The sequence below is a fragment of the Pseudomonas sp. JL23 genome (genome assembly GCF_056933585.1).
In genome coordinates, this window is the sequence record NZ_CM167795.1 from 1,615,540 (window position 1) to 1,630,468 (window position 14,929).

The window sequence follows — 14,929 nt, forward strand, 5'->3', positions numbered from 1 at the left end:
ACATTAAGGCATGAAATATTTCCCCGCGACGTCCGGTAGCAGGCGTAAAGTGCGGGATAGCACTATGATTTCCAGGGCAGGATTTCGAAGTTGATGTCCGTGTATTTCCCCAAGGGGGCCTTATGAACGACAAATTGCAAGAATGGCTGCATGATCTGGGTGTTGCCTTGGGCTTGATCGAACCACCCAAGCTGCAACCGATCCCCGTGCGAACCGACGACGACCGACGTCGCCAACGCCGCTGACACTTATCCTTTCTTCCTAGCGCGCCGCTTTGCCCGTCTGGCGGTGCGCGCACGTCCTTCATGCTTCTGCGCATGAGTGGATCCTTCCGGCTGCTCTTCCCGCCGCATCAGCACGATCAAGTCGACCAGCGTGGGTAATGTCACATGGTCTGGCGCATCGCCTGCGCGCTTGCGTATTGCATCTGGAAAGACAAAGCCAAACTCGCTGCCCAGCCTGAGCAACAGCTTTTCCACATCGTCATCGTCCAGGGCCAGGTCCTTGAAGGTTGAGTCTTCGTGGATGGCGGTTTTGTCGACCAGAATGATGCCCAATGTGTCGAACACCCTCTGTTTGATTTCCTCGCGGTTCATGCAAACCCCGGTCGCGGCTATTCGCAGGCTAGACCCTACTGCCGAAAAACGGAGGGAGAGATAGTCAAGATTAGTTCAAACCGCTGGCTGAGGCGCGCGCAGGCGCTGGACGGAGGGGATTCAAACACGGTGTAACAATTTAATTGGAGTGGGGTTCTGTAGGCGCCGCCCAAGGCTGCGCAAGCGATGGATCAGGTAAGCCCATTTGTTGTAGGACCGGCTTTAACCGGGAGGGCGTCATTATCAATACATTTGTATCGATTGTTATACTGCCCTCCCGGCTAAAGCCGGTCCTACGGCTGTGCCGGATAATTAACGATGCGCAACACCCGGCAAGACACAGAGCATTTCGTACAGCAGGTTGGCCCCCAGCAGAGACGTGTTGCCGGTGGTGTCGTAAGGCGGTGAGACCTCCACCAGGTCGCAACCGATCAGGTCCAGGCCCTGACAGCCGCGGATGATTTCGATGGCCTGAATGGTGGTCAGACCGCCAATTTCCGGTGTGCCGGTACCTGGTGCCCAGGCCGGGTCGATGCCGTCGATATCGAAGCTCAAATAGACCGGGCCGCCACCGACTTTCTCGCGTACCTGGGCCATCAGCGGCTCAAGGGATTTGTGCCAGCATTCTTCGGCCTGAACCACGCGGAAACCCTGTTTGCGGCTCCAGTTGAAGTCTTCAGCGGTGTAGCCCTGGGCGCGCAAACCGATCTGTACCACGCGGTCGCAATCGAGCAGGCCTTCTTCCACCGCGCGGCGGAAAGTGGTGCCGTGGGCGATCTTCTCGCCGAACATATGATCGTTGACGTCGGCGTGGGCATCGATATGCACCAGCCCGACCTTGCCGTGTTTCTTGTGGATGGCCCGCAGGATCGGCAGGGTGATGGTGTGGTCGCCGCCCAGGGTCATGGGAATGACGCCGTGTTCGAGGATCTCGTCGTAAGCTTCTTCGATGATGCGTACGGCGTCGAGCAGATTGAAGGTGTTGATCGCCACGTCACCGATATCCGCTACCGACAGCGAGTCGAAAGGCGCGGCGCCGGTGGCCATGTTGTAGGGGCGGATCATCACCGATTCAGCGCGGATTTCCCGCGGGCCGAAGCGGGTGCCGGCGCGCAGCGAGGTGCCGATGTCCAGCGGTACACCGACAAAGGCGGCATCCAGGCCTGCGGCGCTCTGCAGATGGGGCAGGCGCATCATGGTGGCGATACCGGCGAAGCGCGGCATTTCGTTGCCGCCCAGTGGTTGGTGAAAAATCTTTTCCACGGGATTGCCTCAGCATGGTTTGGATAGAGGCGATTCTGCGAAGCGGGGGGCGGGGAAGGAATCCCAAGGAGCAAATAATCAGTTTAGAAATTTCTGAACTGATGCCGCCGGACGCTGCTGCACATGGGTATTGTGGTTAGAATGAACGGCCCTTTCTTGTTGCTCTATACCTCGCAGGACCTCCATGGCCAGTGCTCTACCCGATCTGAAATTGCTGCGCATTTTTGTCAGCGTGGTCCGCCATCAGGGGTTCGCCAGTGCCCAGCAGGAACTCAACCTGTCGACTTCGGCCATTAGTACCTACATGAGCCAGCTCGAGGCGGCCCTGGGTATTGTCCTGTGTCATCGCGGCCGTGGCGGCTTCAGCCTGACCAGCAAAGGCGAGCTGTTCCATCAGGAAACCCTGCGCCTGTTAGGCGAGCTGGAGGGCTTCGAGCTCTATGCGGCGGCTCTGAAAGGCGAATTGCGCGGCACCCTCAACCTCGGCGTGCTCGATTCCACCGTCAGTGACCGGGCCTTGCCCTTCGCCGAGGTGATTGGTGCCTACAGCGAAGAGCATCCGGCGGTGCACTTGCATTTGTCGGTGATGAGTCCTTATGAGCTGCAACTGGGGGTGCTGGACAATCGTCTGGACCTGGCCATTGGTTCGTTTTCCACGCGCATGAATGGCCTGCTGTATCAGCCGCTGTATCGCGAACAGCACTGGTTGTATTGCAGTAATCGCCATCCGCTGTTCAATGAACGGCGCATTCCCGAGCCATTGATTGCCCAGCAGCGCATGGTCGGCCGTGGCTACTGGAGCCAGGCCGAGCTGGCGCGCCATGGCTTCAAGCACAGTGCGGCGACGGTGGAAAGTATGGAGGCGCAGCTGATTCTGGTGCTCTCAGGGGCTTATATCGGTTATCTGCCGGAGCATTACGCTCAGGCCTGGGTCGATTCCGGCCATCTGCGGGTATTGCTGCCCGCTACCTTCGGTTATCAGGCGCCGTTTTCCATGATCGTGCGTCGGGGGCGCAGCCGGGAGCCGCTGATCCAGACGTTTCGCGACCTGCTCAAAGCGCAGCTCAATCCGGTCTGAGGAAGGTTTCGATGTCCCGTGCTCGCTGTGAACGTTGCCTGCGCCCGCAAAGCCACTGCCTGTGTGCGCTGATTCCCTCCCTGGACAGTCGCACTCGGGTATTGGTATTGCAGCACCCGAGTGAAGTCAATCACGCCCTCAATACTGCGCGCCTGGCGACCCTGGGCCTGCGTAACGCGCAGTTGCGAGTGGGGGAGGTGTTCGAGGATCTGCCGCAATTGCTCAATCAGCCGGGCTATCAGGCGCGCCTGCTGTTTCCCGGTGAGCAGGCACAACCCTTGATCGCTGATGGCGCCGAGAGCCTGCCGACCTTATTAGTGGTTCCGGATGGCACCTGGCGCAAGGCGCGCAAGTTGCTGCATTGCAATCCGCTGTTGGCAGCGCTGCCACGGGTCACGCTGGGAGAGGTTGGGGTGTCGCGCTATCGCCTGCGCAAGGCACCGGATGCCGAGGCCTTGTCGACGCTGGAAGCCATCGTTCATGCCTTGCAGGCGCTGGAGGCGCCGACTTCATTTGCCGCGTTGCTGCGGCCTTTCGAGGCGTTGATCGAGGGTCAGATTGCGGCTATGGGTGAGGACACCTATAGCCGTAATCATGCGCGGATGAAGCAATCTTCAACTGACTGAACCTGGTCCGTTGGAGCAAGGCTTGCCCGCGAAAGCCTCGACGCGGTATGCCGGATACACCGCGTTGCCTGAATCGCGGGCAAGCCCGGCTCCAACGTGTTGTGCAGGGATCAGCCGTTACTGCCCGCTTCCAGCATATTCTCCGGACGCACCCACTCTTCAAACTGCGCATCGGTCAGGAAACCCAGTTGCAAGGCCGCTTCACGCAGGGTCAGGCCCTCGCTGTAGGCTTTCTTGGCGATCTGCGCCGACTTGTCATAGCCGATATGCGGATTGAGGGCGGTCACCAGCATCAGGCCGCGCTCAAGGTGCTCGGCCATCTTCTCGGCGTCCGGCTCCATGCCCGCGACACAATGTTCGTTGAAGTTGCTGCAGCCATCGCCCAGCAATCGGATCGATTGCAACAGGTTATGGATGATCACCGGCTTGTACACGTTCAGTTGCAGGTGGCCCTGGCTGGCGGCGAAACCGATGGTGACGTCGTTGCCCATGACCTGCAGGGCGAGCATCGACAGGGCCTCGCACTGAGTCGGGTTGACCTTGCCGGGCATGATCGAGCTGCCAGGTTCGTTGGCTGGCAGCTTAACCTCGGCCAGACCCGCACGCGGGCCCGAGCCCAGCAGGCGCAGGTCGTTGGCGATCTTCATCAGGGTTGTAGCGAGAGTTTTCAGGGCGCCGGACAGGGCGGCAATCGGCTCGTGGCCGGCCAGGGCGGCGAATTTGTTCGGCGCGGTGACGAACGGCAGCCCCGACAGCGCAGCCAGTTCAGCGGCGATGGCCTCGGCGAAGCCCTTCGGTGAGTTCAGCCCGGTGCCGACGGCGGTGCCGCCCTGGGCCAGTTCATAAATGGCCGGCAGGGTGGCGCGGATGGCTTTGTCGGCGTATTCGAGCTGGGCAACGAAGCCCGAGAGTTCCTGACCGAAGGTGATCGGCGTGGCATCCATCATGTGGGTGCGGCCGGTCTTGACCAGTTTCATGTGGCGCGCCGATTGCTCGGCCAGGCCGCTGGACAGCTCGGCAATAGCGGGCAGCAGGTGGCTGGTCACGGCCTGGGCGGCAGCGATATGCATGGCCGTAGGGAAGCAGTCGTTGGAGCTCTGGGAACGGTTGACGTGGTCGTTCGGGTGCACCGGCGACTTGCCGCCGCGACCCTGGCCAGCCAGCTCATTGGCGCGACCGGCGATCACTTCGTTGACGTTCATGTTGCTCTGGGTGCCGCTGCCGGTCTGCCAGACCACCAAGGGGAACTGTGCGTCGAGCTGGCCGCTGAGCACTTCATCGGCAGCCTGTTCGACCAGGCGGGCGATATCGCCAGGCAGATCGCCATTGCGGTTATTGACCCGCGCGGCGGCCTTCTTGACCAGTGCCAGGGCGTGCAGCACCGGCACCGGCATGTGTTCCTGACCAATGGCGAAGTTGATTAACGAGCGTTGGGTCTGGGCCCCCCAATAGGCGTCCTCGGGGACATCGATCGGACCAATGCTGTCTGTTTCAATACGGCTCACTGGATTCACTCCTGAAAAGTTGAACGTGCAGTTTAGGCGTTCTTGAGCGGTTTGGGTTCAATTTTGAGAATGATTTGCATCACCAATAAGGCCGGGGGCTTGAGCGCTTTGGGTTCATGGGCGCAGAATGGTCGGCCTTGGGGTAATGCCTCGCCTGCTATAAAGGAAACTCGATGACCCGTCTTCGTGCTATTTGTGCTGCGGTGGTTCTGGCTTGTGCCAGCGGCCAGGTTCTTGCCGATGCTGCCAGCCAAAATGCCAATGCAGAAACATTCCTCAAGTTGGTGCACGCCGACAAACTGGCCACCCCGGCCTACATGCAAGTACAGCAGATGTTCAACCAGCGTTTCGCCGAGGCCAACGGTACCGACGCGAAAAAGGCCGTGCTGGAAACCTACCAGGCCAAGGCCAGTGCCGCTCTGGACCAAGCCATCGGCTGGGACAAGCTCAAGCCTGACATGGTCAAACTCTACGCCTCTGCGTTCAGCGAAAGCGAGCTGAAAGATCTGGTGGCTTTCTACCAGTCGCCGCTGGGCCAAAAAGTCCTGGCGACTTCGCCGGTACTGGGTCAGAAATCTATCCAGATGACCCAGGAAAAACTCCAGGTCGCCGGTCCCGTGGTCGACAAGCTGCTGGACGATATGACCGCCCAGCTCAAGCCTGCTGCCGCGCCTGCCAAGGCAACCAAGAAGCCCTGATTGAGCGAAATCTGTCATGACCATGCAAACGCGTATCGAGTCGGCTCTTGCCGTGTTTCAACCGGTTTACCTGCATGTGCTCGATGAGAGCCACATGCACAGCCGTGGCGAGCAGACCCACTACAAGGCGACCGTGGTCAGCGAACAGTTCGAGGGGCTCAGCTCCGTCAAGCGCCACCAGAAGGTCTACGGCCTGCTCGGTGGCCTGATGGGCGAGTTCCACGCTCTGGCGCTGCACACTTATACGCCTGAAGAGTGGGCGAAGACCGGTGCGGCCCCGGCATCACCGACCTGTGCCGGTGGGCACTGATCGGGCTGCCTGCAACGCTCCGGTTTTTGCTAGAATCCGCAACGCGCCGCGACCCGGCGCGTTTTTTATTGGCTTTTTTTCGATCCGGTAGGCCCTTTGCGAGGGTCACCACCTGGAGTTACACATGTCCGAAGCACCCGTCACGGCGCCTATCGTTGTTGCCGCGCTGTACAAATTCGTCACCCTTTCCGATTACGTTGAACTGCGTGAGCCGCTGTTGCAGGCCATGGTCGACAACGCTATCAAGGGCACCCTGCTGATTGCCGAAGAGGGCATCAATGGCACGGTTTCCGGCAGCCGCGAAGGTATCGATGGCCTGCTGGCCTGGTTGAAGCTGGATCCGCGCATGATCGATATCGATCACAAGGAGTCCTACTGCGACGAGCAGCCGTTCTATCGGACCAAGGTCAAGCTGAAGAAAGAAATCGTCACCCTGGGCGTGCCCGGCGTCGATCCGAACAAGGCCGTGGGCACTTATGTCGAGCCCAAGGACTGGAACGCCCTGATCACCGACCCTGAAGTGCTGCTGATCGATACGCGCAACGACTACGAAGTGTCCATCGGCACCTTCGAAGGCGCCATCGATCCCAAGACCACCAGCTTTCGCGAGTTTCCGGAGTACATCAAGGCGCACTTCGACCCGGCCGTACACAAGAAGGTGGCGATGTTCTGCACCGGTGGCATCCGCTGTGAGAAAGCTTCCAGCTATATGCTCGGCGAGGGCTTCGAAGAGGTCTACCACCTCAAGGGCGGGATTCTCAAGTACCTGGAAGAGGTTCCAGAGCAAGAGAGCCAGTGGCGCGGCGACTGTTTCGTTTTCGATAATCGCGTCACCGTGCGCCACGATCTCAGCGAAGGCGACTACGATCAGTGTCACGCCTGCCGCACCCCGATCAGTGTCGAAGAGCGCGCCAGCGAACACTATTCGCCCGGCATCAGTTGCCCGCACTGCTGGGATAGCCTGAGCGAGAAGACCCGCCGCAGCGCCATCGATCGGCAGAAGCAGATCGAACTGGCCAAGGCGCGCAACCAGCCCCATCCGATCGGCTATAACTATCGTCAAAACGAGGCCTGAGCCATGTCCGACCGCCTGCTTTATATAATGGACCCGATGTGTTCATGGTGCTGGGGGTTCGCGCCAGTCGCCGAGGCCCTGGTGCAGCAGGCGAGGGCAGCGGGCTTTCCGCTGCATCTGGTCATGGGTGGGTTGCGCACCGGTAGCGGTGCGGCACTGGATCCATCGACCCGGCGCTACATCCTCAATCACTGGCAGGCGGTGCATGAAGCGACCGGCCAGCCGTTTCGCTTCGATGATGCGTTGCCCGACGGCTTCGTTTACGACACTGAGCCGGCTTGTCGCGCGGTGGTCACTGCCCGCTCTTTTGATGAGGACATTGCCTGGGCCCTGGTCAAGCGGATTCAGGAAGCGTTTTACCGCGACGGCCGTGATGTGACCCAGGCCTCAGTCCTCGCCGAGCTGGCGGAACAGGCCGGTCTGCCGCGTATCGAATTCGCCGAAGCCTTCGACAGCGCCGCACAGTTGGCGGATACCGCTGCAGATTTTGCGTGGGTACAGGACCTGGGCATCGCCGGTTTCCCGACCCTGCTGGCCGAGCGTAATGGTCAGCTGGCATTGCTGACCAACGGCTATCAACCGTTGGATGAATTGGCGCCGCTGCTCGGGCGCTGGCTGGAGCGTGCCGTCAGTGCCTGATGGATCGATCCCGCCAGCAGCACCTCGCGACCGCCTGAACTGGGCGCAGATTCGCCAGTTGGTCATGCGCCACAAAAAAGCCCTGTGGATCGCCAACGGCGTGGCGGTACTGGGCACCCTGTGCAGCGTACCGATCCCGTTGCTGCTGCCGTTGCTGGTGGACGAAGTGCTACTGGGCCACGGCGACTCGGCCCTGCGCTTCATGAATCACCTGTTGCCCGACAACCTGCAGAAGGCTGCCGGGTATATCGGCCTGATGCTGTTGTTTACCTTTTGTCTGCGCCTCAGTGCCCTGGTGTTCAACGTGGTTCAGGCGCGGCTGTTCGCGCGGTTGGCCAAGGACATCGTCTACCGTATCCGCGTGCGCCTGATCGAGCGCCTCAAGCGTATTTCCCTGGGTGAATACGAAAGCCTGGGCAGCGGAACGGTGAGCGCGCACTTGGTCACCGATCTCGATACCCTCGACAAATTCATCGGCGAAACCCTCAGCCGCTTCCTGGTCGCCATGCTGACCCTCACCGGCACGGCGACCATCCTGATCTTCATGCACTGGAAGCTGGCGTTGCTGATCCTGTTGTTCAACCCCCTGGTGATCTACGCCACGGTGCAGTTGGGTAAACGGGTCAAGCACCTGAAGAAACTGGAGAACGACAGCACGTCGCGCTTTACCCAGGCCCTCACCGAGACCCTGGAAGCGATTCAGGAAGTGCGCGCCAGTAATCGCCAGGGTTTCTTCCTTGGCCGGCTCGGCCTGCGGGCCAAGGATGTGCGCGATTACGCCATCGCCTCACAATGGAAAAGCGATGCCTCAAGCCGCGCCAGTGGCCTGTTGTTCCAGTTCGGCATCGATATCTTCCGCGCCGTAGCGATGCTTACGGTGCTGTTCTCTGATTTGTCCATCGGCCAGATGCTCGCGGTGTTCAGTTACCTGTGGTTCATGATCGGCCCGGTCGAGCAGTTGCTGAACCTGCAATACGCCTATTACGCGGCGGGCGGTGCCCTGAGCCGGATCAACGAGCTGCTGGCTCGGGAAGATGAGCCGCAGTATGTCGGTGGCGCCGATCCCTTTGCCGGTCAGACCACGGTGGGCATCGATATTCGCGAGCTGAGCTTTGCCTATGGCGAGGTGCAGGTGCTTGATCAATTGAACCTGTCGATTGCGCCCGGTGAAAAGGTTGCGATTGTTGGCGCCAGCGGTGGCGGCAAGAGCACCCTGGTGCAACTGCTGCTGGGGCTGTACACGGCTCAGTCCGGGGCCATCAGCTTCGGCGGCGAGACCCAGCAAGACATCGGTCTGGAAACCATTCGCGACAACGTTGCCGTGGTGCTGCAACACCCTGCGTTGTTCAACGACAGCGTGCGCGCCAACTTGACCATGGGCCGCGAGCGCAGCGATGAAGCCTGCTGGCGTGCCCTTGAGATCGCGCAGCTGGAGGCGACCATTCGTGCCTTGCCTGATGGCCTGGACAGTATCGTCGGACGTTCCGGTGTACGGCTGTCTGGCGGCCAGCGCCAGCGCCTGGCGATTGCCCGGATGGTCTTGGCCGAGCCCAAGGTGGTGATTCTCGACGAAGCCACGTCGGCTCTGGATGCCGCCACCGAATACAACCTGCATCAGGCCCTGGCGCGCTTTCTCAGTGCGCGCACGACGCTGATCATTGCCCACCGTCTATCGGCGGTGAAACAGGCCGATCGGGTGCTGGTATTCGATGGCGGCCGCATCGCCGAGCAGGGTGGTCATCAGCAACTGATCGCCGATGGCGGGCTCTACGCCAAGCTTTACGGGCACTTGCAGCAGATCTAAGTGGCACTTTGATTCTTGCCCTGACATGGGTTGGATACCCGGGTGCTGCATGCCTGCCTGGGCAGTGTGTCAAATTCGATAAAAAGGGCCCTCCACTTCGCGCAATTGTCCTAGGCTCATTGCTCAGGACCAGCTGTCGGAAGGGAGCCCATGAAGTCAGAACGGATCTTTGCCACCCCTAGTCTGCTGGGCATCGTATGGCCGTTCATTGCCGTGATCCTGTTCCAGACCCTGCTGGGCTGCGTCAGCCTCTACACCCTCAGCGGCGTGCGCAGCTATGTCGCCGGGGAAAGCCTGTGGTCCAAGGGCCAGAAAGACGCCATCTATTACCTGTCGCTGTATGCCAGCAGCCGGAATGAGGCCGACTACCTGCGTTATCGCCAGGCCATGGCCATCACCCAGGGCGACCATGATTTCCGCATGGCCCTGGAACAGAAAACCCCTGATCTCGACGCCGCACGCGCGGGCATCCTGCAAGGCGGCAACCATCCGGGGGATGTGCCGGGGCTGATCTGGCTGTATCTGAACTTCCGTAACCTGACCTATATGCGCACCGCCATCGGCCATTGGCAGATTGGCGACGAATACATGCTGCGCCTGGATCACCTTGCCCATGACATGCACGGGCGTATCACCGCCAATCAGGCAAGTCCGGCCGATCTGCTCGACTGGCGCGAGCAGATCGTTGCTATCAATGAGGGTGTCACGCCCGCCGCACGAGCGTTTAGTGATGCTCTGGGCGAGGGCTCACGGGCGATCCTGCGGGCATTGCTGCTGTTCAATCTATTGACGGCGATCGGCCTGATTCTTCTGGCCCTGCGCCATACCCACAAGCTGCTGGCCCAGCGCCGGGCTTTTGCCGATGCCTTGCAGCTGGAAAAGGATCGCGCACAAACCACCCTGCAATCCATCGGTGATGCGGTGATCACTACGGATGTCGCTGGGGCCATCGTCTATATGAACCCCGCCGCTGAAAGCATGACCCGCTGGACCCACGCCCAGGCGCTCGGTTTGCCTTTGGCGGCGCTGTTCAACCTGCTCGACGAGAATGATCAGCGCGAAGGCTCGACCCTGGTCGAGCATATTCTGGCAGGCAAGCTGGGCGCGGGCAGTGAGCATTTCAAATCGATCCAGCGCCTTGATGGCACCACGGTGGCGGTGGCGCTGGTCGGCTCGCCCATCCGTACCGAGGAGGGCGCCAGCGGCACGGTACTGGTTCTGCATGACATGACCCGGGAACGCCAATACATTGCCAACCTGTCGTGGCAGGCCAGCCATGATGCGCTGACCGGGCTGGCCAATCGTCGCGAGTTCGAGTTTCGACTGGAACGGGCTCTGGAATATCAGTTGGTAGAACCGGGACGGCACTCGCTGATGTTTCTCGATCTGGACCAGTTCAAGCTGGTCAACGACACCAGCGGCCATGCGGCCGGGGACGAGTTGCTGCGGCATATTTGTGCGGTGTTGCAACAATGCCTGAGTGAAGGCGACACCCTGGCACGGTTAGGGGGCGATGAATTTGGTGTGCTATTGCCCAACTGTTCACCGCAGATCGCCGAAAAAATGGCCGAGGTGCTGCGCCAGTCCGTGCAGACCCTGCAGTTTGTCTGGAAAGGCCGGCCCTTCGTGACCACGGTCAGCATCGGCCTGGTCCATGGCTCGCCGGCCTTGGCGACTTTGGAAGCCAGCCTGCGGGCAGCGGACATGGCCTGTTACATGGCCAAGGAAAAGGGCCGCAACCGGGTGCAGGTCTATCACCCTGATGACTCTGAACTGTCCAGTCGCTTCGGCGAAATGGCCTGGATTCAACGCCTGCACATGGCCCTGGAGGAGAACCGTTTCATCCTGTATGCCCAGGCCATTGCGCCCCTGGACGATAATCCGGAGCATGCCCACGGGCATGTGGAAATTCTCCTGCGCCTGCGTGATGAAACCGGGCGTATCATCCTGCCCGACAGTTTCATTCCCGCCGCCGAGCGCTACGGCATCATGAGCTCTCTGGATCGCTGGGTGGTACGCAGTGTGTTCCGGGTGATTGCCAAGTGCTTGCGCGAGGGGCATGCCGGGCCCAAGGCCACCTGCGCGGTCAATTTGTCCGGCGCCAGTGTTGGCAATGATGAGTTTCTCGAGTTCCTGCGCCAGCAGTTCAAGACCTTCGGCATTCCGCCGCATATGATTTGTTTCGAGATCACTGAGACCGTGGCCATCGCCAACCTGGGCAGCGCAATTCGCTTTATCAACGAGTTGAAAGCTCTGGGCTGTTACTTCGCTCTTGATGATTTCTGCGCAGGTATGTCGACCTTTTCCTACCTCAAGCATCTGCCGGTGGACTACCTGAAAATCGACGGCAGCTTCGTCAAGGACATGCTCGATAACCCCATCAACCGGGCCATGGTCGAGGTGATCAACCATATTGGCCATGTGATGGGTAAGCGGACCATCGCCGAGTTTGTCGAAACCCCACAGATCGAGGCGGCTTTACAGGAGATCGGTGTCGATTTTGCTCAGGGCTATCTGATCGAAAAACCCCGGCTGTTCACCTGCGAATGCCTGCACGCGCGGCCGGCGCGGCCGGTGACCAGGCTGGCCAGCGTGCCGGGGGCATTCGGTTGAGGCTTAGCCGGCCATGCTCAGGCGATTGCGTCCGCCGCGCTTGGCGACGTACAGCGCGCTGTCGACCCGGCGCAGCAGGCTGTCGGCGGACTCGGCAGGCAGCAGCGTTGCGCAACCGAGGCTGATGGTCAGCTCTACCGGGCGCCCTACTGCCGGGTGAATCAGGGTCTGGGCGGCCTTGCGCAGGCGTTCACCGAGCATTGCCGCAGTGTCACGGCCGGTGTCGGCGAGGACGACGAGGAATTCTTCGCCGCCGAAGCGGAACACCTGATCGCAATTACGCAGCTGCGCCTTGAGTGTGTTGGCGATGGATTTGAGTACTTCATCGCCCACGCAATGGCCGTAGGTGTCGTTGACCTGCTTGAAGTGATCGATATCCAGCATCAGCAACGACAGAGGACGCAGCTCCTTGGCGGCGGTTTCTATCTCCCGGCTCAGGCTCTGATCCATGGCGATGCGGTTGCCGGTGCCGGTCAATGGATCACGCAGGGCGCTCTGAGTCGCGGCTCGATACAGAAGGGCGTTGCGGATCGGGAACAGCAGGCAGGCCAGCAGGCTTTCAAGGTCAGCCAGTTCTTGTTCCAGGAAACCCATATTGCGTTGCAGGCCCAGTTCACCGAGGGACTGGCCTTCGTAACTGAGGCTATAGGTGACGCTGTGCCGACCGTTGCCGCCCAGGCGCAATTTCACATCGCTTTGTTCATGGCGATAGGTCAGGCCATCCAGGGGGATCAGGTGCTGCACATGTTTGAAGAACAGCGTGAGGATGCGCTCGGCTTCCAGGCTGCTCTGCAACCGTTGGTCCAGATGCTGACGCAATTGCGCCACATTGATCGGTGCCGCCAGGCTGAAATGGCCAACGGCACTGCTCTTGCGCTGGGATCGGGCAAGGTCGAAATCAATGATGTTGGTCTGGACGGGAGAACTCATGGTTGCACTCCTCAGCAAGTGTTGCTGTCTTGAATGAGGTAGAGCGAAAGTCGTGCCATGTGCGGAAAATAAAATTAACTTCCGCAGGATCAAGGGGTTGGCGCATTGATGAAACTGCCATTGGATTGGCGTTGGCGGTTTGTTGGCGGGGTGAGGGGCAGAAAACGGTCAGTGCACCGTTTGGCGACAGATTACTGCCGCCGAACAGCGAGAGGGCTTATTGCGCGTTGAAAGCCTGGCCGTTGATGCCAGCGCTGTCGGGGCCCATCAGGTACAGGTACACCGGCATGATCTGCTCGGGCAGCGGGTTATCCAATGGGTTTTCCCCCGGATAGGCTTGGGCACGCATGCTGGTGCGGGTCGCCCCCGGATTGATGCTGTTGGCCCGCACTGGCGCGACACCATCGACTTCTTCGGCCAGAGTCTGCATCAGGCCTTCGGTGGCGAACTTCGATACGCCATAGGCGCCCCAGTAGGCCTTGCCCTTGCGCCCGACACTGCTGGAGGTGAACACCACGCAAGCGTCCTGGGACAGTTTGAGCAGCGGCAGCAGCGTGCTGGTCAGCATGAACATGGCGTTGACGTTGATGTGCATGACGCGCATGAAGTTGTCGCCGGACAACTGCTCCAGCGGCGTGCGCGGGCCGATGATCGAGGCGTTGTGCAGCAGGCCGTCGAGGTGACCGAACTCGCTCTCGATCATCGCCGCCAGCTCGTCGTACTGATGGGGCAGGGCGGTTTCCAGGTTAAACGGAATCACTGCTGGTTGCGGGTAGCCGGCGGCTTCGATCTGGTCATAGACCTGGGTCAGATTGGCTTCTGTCTTGCCCAGCAGCAACACGGTGGCGCCATGGGCGGCGTAGGTCAGCGCGGCAGCGGCACCGATGCCACGTCCGGCGCCGGTGACCAGAATTACCCGGTCCTTGAGCAGTTCAGGGCGAGCGGAGTAATCGAACATGGGGTACCTCGGTGAAATAAGCGGGTAATGGCGCCTGGGTGGGACCGGCTTTAGCCGGGAAGAGGCTCGGACAGTCACCCCGACTGTGTTGTCAGACAGGCCGCCTTCCCGGCTAAAGCCGGTCCCACAGGGTTACTTCATCAATCTCTACAAATGTATCAGCAACTGCACAACGCGTTATCCAGCACCTTGCGCAGATCCAGAGGGTGATCCACCACCACATCGGCGCCCCAGTGATCCGGGTTGTCGTGGGGGTGGATATAGCCGTAGCGCACGGCGGCGGTGCGGGTACCGGCGTCGCGGCCGGACTCGATATCGCGCAGGTCATCACCGACGAACAGCACGCTGGCCGGATCCAGGTCGAGCATGCGGCAGGCCAGGATCAGCGGTTCCGGGTCCGGCTTGCTGCGGGTCACATGGTCCGGGCAGATCAGCAGGGCCGAGCGCTCGGCCAGCTTGAGTTGCTGCATGATCGGTTCGGCAAAGCGCACCGGCTTGTTGGTCACTACGCCCCAGATCAGGTTGGCCTTTTCGATGTCGGCCAGCAGCTCGGCCATGCCGTCGAACAGATGGCTGTGGACGGCGCAACCGACCTGATAACGCTCCAGAAACTCCAGGCGCAGGGCCTCGAACTCCGGGGCCTCAGGGGACATGGCGAAGGTCGCCGCAACCATGGCCCTGGCGCCGCCGGAGATCTGGTCGCGAATCAGTTTGTCGGCGATAGGCGGTAATTCGCGATCGGCCAGCATGGCCTGGCAAATGGCGATGAAGTCCGGCGCGGTGTCGAGCAGCGTGCCGTCCATATCGAAGAGAACTGCCCTCAAACGCATGCTG

At 60.6% G+C, this 14,929-nt stretch carries 15 protein-coding genes; 9 read left to right on the top strand and 6 right to left on the bottom strand.

The features are described 5' to 3' along the window. The first annotated feature begins 122 nt into the window (after positions 1-122). Positions 123-245, top strand: coding sequence for a PA1414 family protein (locus tag AC1Z24_RS07575; RefSeq protein WP_483745147.1), 123 nt, complete (start codon positions 123-125; stop codon positions 243-245). Positions 246-248: 3 nt separating this feature from the next. Here the strand turns inward: AC1Z24_RS07575 and AC1Z24_RS07580 are convergent, their stop codons facing one another. Further along, on the bottom strand, positions 249-596 hold the full coding sequence (locus AC1Z24_RS07580; protein ID WP_483745148.1) for a hypothetical protein: 348 nt from the start codon (positions 594-596) through the stop codon (positions 249-251). Between the two features lie 312 nt (positions 597-908). After that, positions 909-1,859 carry an agmatinase gene (gene speB, locus AC1Z24_RS07585; protein WP_259099329.1) on the bottom strand — a complete coding sequence of 317 codons (951 nt, stop codon included), beginning with the start codon at positions 1,857-1,859 and terminating at the stop codon, positions 909-911. Between the two features lie 184 nt (positions 1,860-2,043). Here speB and AC1Z24_RS07590 point away from each other — a divergent pair, with 184 nt between their 5' ends. Together AC1Z24_RS07590 and AC1Z24_RS07595 are read left to right on the top strand one after the other, a co-directional pair. Next, positions 2,044-2,937 carry a LysR family transcriptional regulator gene (locus AC1Z24_RS07590; protein WP_259099330.1) on the top strand — a complete coding sequence of 298 codons (894 nt, stop codon included), beginning with the start codon at positions 2,044-2,046 and terminating at the stop codon, positions 2,935-2,937. An 11-nt stretch (positions 2,938-2,948) separates the two neighbouring features. After that, entirely contained in the window at positions 2,949-3,563 is a 615-nt protein-coding gene (locus tag AC1Z24_RS07595) for a tRNA-uridine aminocarboxypropyltransferase (RefSeq protein ID WP_483745149.1), read from the top strand. 110 nt (positions 3,564-3,673) lie between these two features. On the opposite strand, the gene AC1Z24_RS07600 is transcribed toward AC1Z24_RS07595, so the two are convergent. Beyond that, the gene (locus AC1Z24_RS07600; protein WP_259099334.1) at positions 3,674-5,068 is read right to left on the bottom strand and encodes a class II fumarate hydratase; all 1,395 of its coding nucleotides are present in this window, start codon (positions 5,066-5,068) and stop codon (positions 3,674-3,676) included. A 173-nt stretch (positions 5,069-5,241) separates the two neighbouring features. Here AC1Z24_RS07600 and AC1Z24_RS07605 point away from each other — a divergent pair, with 173 nt between their 5' ends. The 6 genes from AC1Z24_RS07605 (at position 5,242) to AC1Z24_RS07630 (ending at position 12,207) form a co-directional block, all read left to right on the top strand. Next, complete coding sequence (locus AC1Z24_RS07605) at positions 5,242-5,766, top strand: DUF2059 domain-containing protein (protein ID WP_259099336.1); 525 nt, start codon at positions 5,242-5,244, stop codon at positions 5,764-5,766. 16 nt (positions 5,767-5,782) lie between these two features. Then, positions 5,783-6,076: a BolA family protein gene (locus AC1Z24_RS07610; protein ID WP_259099338.1), complete on the top strand. Its 294-nt coding sequence runs from the start codon at positions 5,783-5,785 to the stop codon at positions 6,074-6,076. Between the two features lie 124 nt (positions 6,077-6,200). After that, positions 6,201-7,151, top strand: coding sequence for an oxygen-dependent tRNA uridine(34) hydroxylase TrhO (gene trhO, locus AC1Z24_RS07615; protein ID WP_259099339.1), 951 nt, complete (start codon positions 6,201-6,203; stop codon positions 7,149-7,151). A gap of 36 nt (positions 7,152-7,187) precedes the next feature. Continuing rightward, entirely contained in the window at positions 7,188-7,790 is a 603-nt protein-coding gene (locus tag AC1Z24_RS07620) for a DsbA family protein (protein WP_483746559.1), read from the top strand. Between the two features lie 64 nt (positions 7,791-7,854). Next, complete coding sequence (locus AC1Z24_RS07625) at positions 7,855-9,594, top strand: ABC transporter ATP-binding protein (RefSeq protein WP_483746560.1); 1,740 nt, start codon at positions 7,855-7,857, stop codon at positions 9,592-9,594. 150 nt (positions 9,595-9,744) lie between these two features. Beyond that, on the top strand, positions 9,745-12,207 hold the full coding sequence (locus tag AC1Z24_RS07630) for an EAL domain-containing protein (protein ID WP_483745150.1): 2,463 nt from the start codon (positions 9,745-9,747) through the stop codon (positions 12,205-12,207). Between the two features lie 3 nt (positions 12,208-12,210). Here the strand turns inward: AC1Z24_RS07630 and AC1Z24_RS07635 are convergent, their stop codons facing one another. From AC1Z24_RS07635 to mupP, 3 genes are all read right to left on the bottom strand, one after another. Beyond that, positions 12,211-13,137 carry a GGDEF domain-containing protein gene (locus AC1Z24_RS07635; protein ID WP_483745151.1) on the bottom strand — a complete coding sequence of 309 codons (927 nt, stop codon included), beginning with the start codon at positions 13,135-13,137 and terminating at the stop codon, positions 12,211-12,213. A 217-nt stretch (positions 13,138-13,354) separates the two neighbouring features. Further along, positions 13,355-14,095, bottom strand: a complete 741-nt coding sequence (locus AC1Z24_RS07640) for a YciK family oxidoreductase (protein ID WP_483745152.1) — start codon at positions 14,093-14,095, stop codon at positions 13,355-13,357. A 158-nt stretch (positions 14,096-14,253) separates the two neighbouring features. Beyond that, positions 14,254-14,925 (bottom strand): N-acetylmuramic acid 6-phosphate phosphatase MupP, encoded by a 672-nt coding sequence (mupP, locus tag AC1Z24_RS07645; RefSeq protein ID WP_483745153.1) that lies wholly within the window; start codon positions 14,923-14,925, stop codon positions 14,254-14,256. Between the last annotated feature and the right edge of the window lie 4 nt (positions 14,926-14,929).

What these genes read in the sequence shown, in the direction of transcription:
- AC1Z24_RS07575 (WP_483745147.1), top strand. Translation starts at nt 123, where the DNA reads ATGAACGACAAATTGCAAGAATGGCTGCATGATCTGGGTGTTGCCTTG.
- AC1Z24_RS07580 (WP_483745148.1), bottom strand. Translation starts at nt 596, where the DNA reads ATGAACCGCGAGGAAATCAAACAGAGGGTGTTCGACACATTGGGCATC.
- AC1Z24_RS07590 (WP_259099330.1), top strand. Translation starts at nt 2,044, where the DNA reads ATGGCCAGTGCTCTACCCGATCTGAAATTGCTGCGCATTTTTGTCAGC.
- AC1Z24_RS07595 (WP_483745149.1), top strand. Translation starts at nt 2,949, where the DNA reads ATGTCCCGTGCTCGCTGTGAACGTTGCCTGCGCCCGCAAAGCCACTGC.
- AC1Z24_RS07605 (WP_259099336.1), top strand. Translation starts at nt 5,242, where the DNA reads ATGACCCGTCTTCGTGCTATTTGTGCTGCGGTGGTTCTGGCTTGTGCC.
- AC1Z24_RS07610 (WP_259099338.1), top strand. Translation starts at nt 5,783, where the DNA reads ATGACCATGCAAACGCGTATCGAGTCGGCTCTTGCCGTGTTTCAACCG.
- trhO (WP_259099339.1), top strand. Translation starts at nt 6,201, where the DNA reads ATGTCCGAAGCACCCGTCACGGCGCCTATCGTTGTTGCCGCGCTGTAC.
- AC1Z24_RS07620 (WP_483746559.1), top strand. Translation starts at nt 7,188, where the DNA reads ATGTGTTCATGGTGCTGGGGGTTCGCGCCAGTCGCCGAGGCCCTGGTG.
- AC1Z24_RS07625 (WP_483746560.1), top strand. Translation starts at nt 7,855, where the DNA reads ATGCGCCACAAAAAAGCCCTGTGGATCGCCAACGGCGTGGCGGTACTG.
- AC1Z24_RS07630 (WP_483745150.1), top strand. Translation starts at nt 9,745, where the DNA reads ATGAAGTCAGAACGGATCTTTGCCACCCCTAGTCTGCTGGGCATCGTA.
- AC1Z24_RS07635 (WP_483745151.1), bottom strand. Translation starts at nt 13,137, where the DNA reads ATGAGTTCTCCCGTCCAGACCAACATCATTGATTTCGACCTTGCCCGA.
- AC1Z24_RS07640 (WP_483745152.1), bottom strand. Translation starts at nt 14,095, where the DNA reads ATGTTCGATTACTCCGCTCGCCCTGAACTGCTCAAGGACCGGGTAATT.
- mupP (WP_483745153.1), bottom strand. Translation starts at nt 14,925, where the DNA reads ATGCGTTTGAGGGCAGTTCTCTTCGATATGGACGGCACGCTGCTCGAC.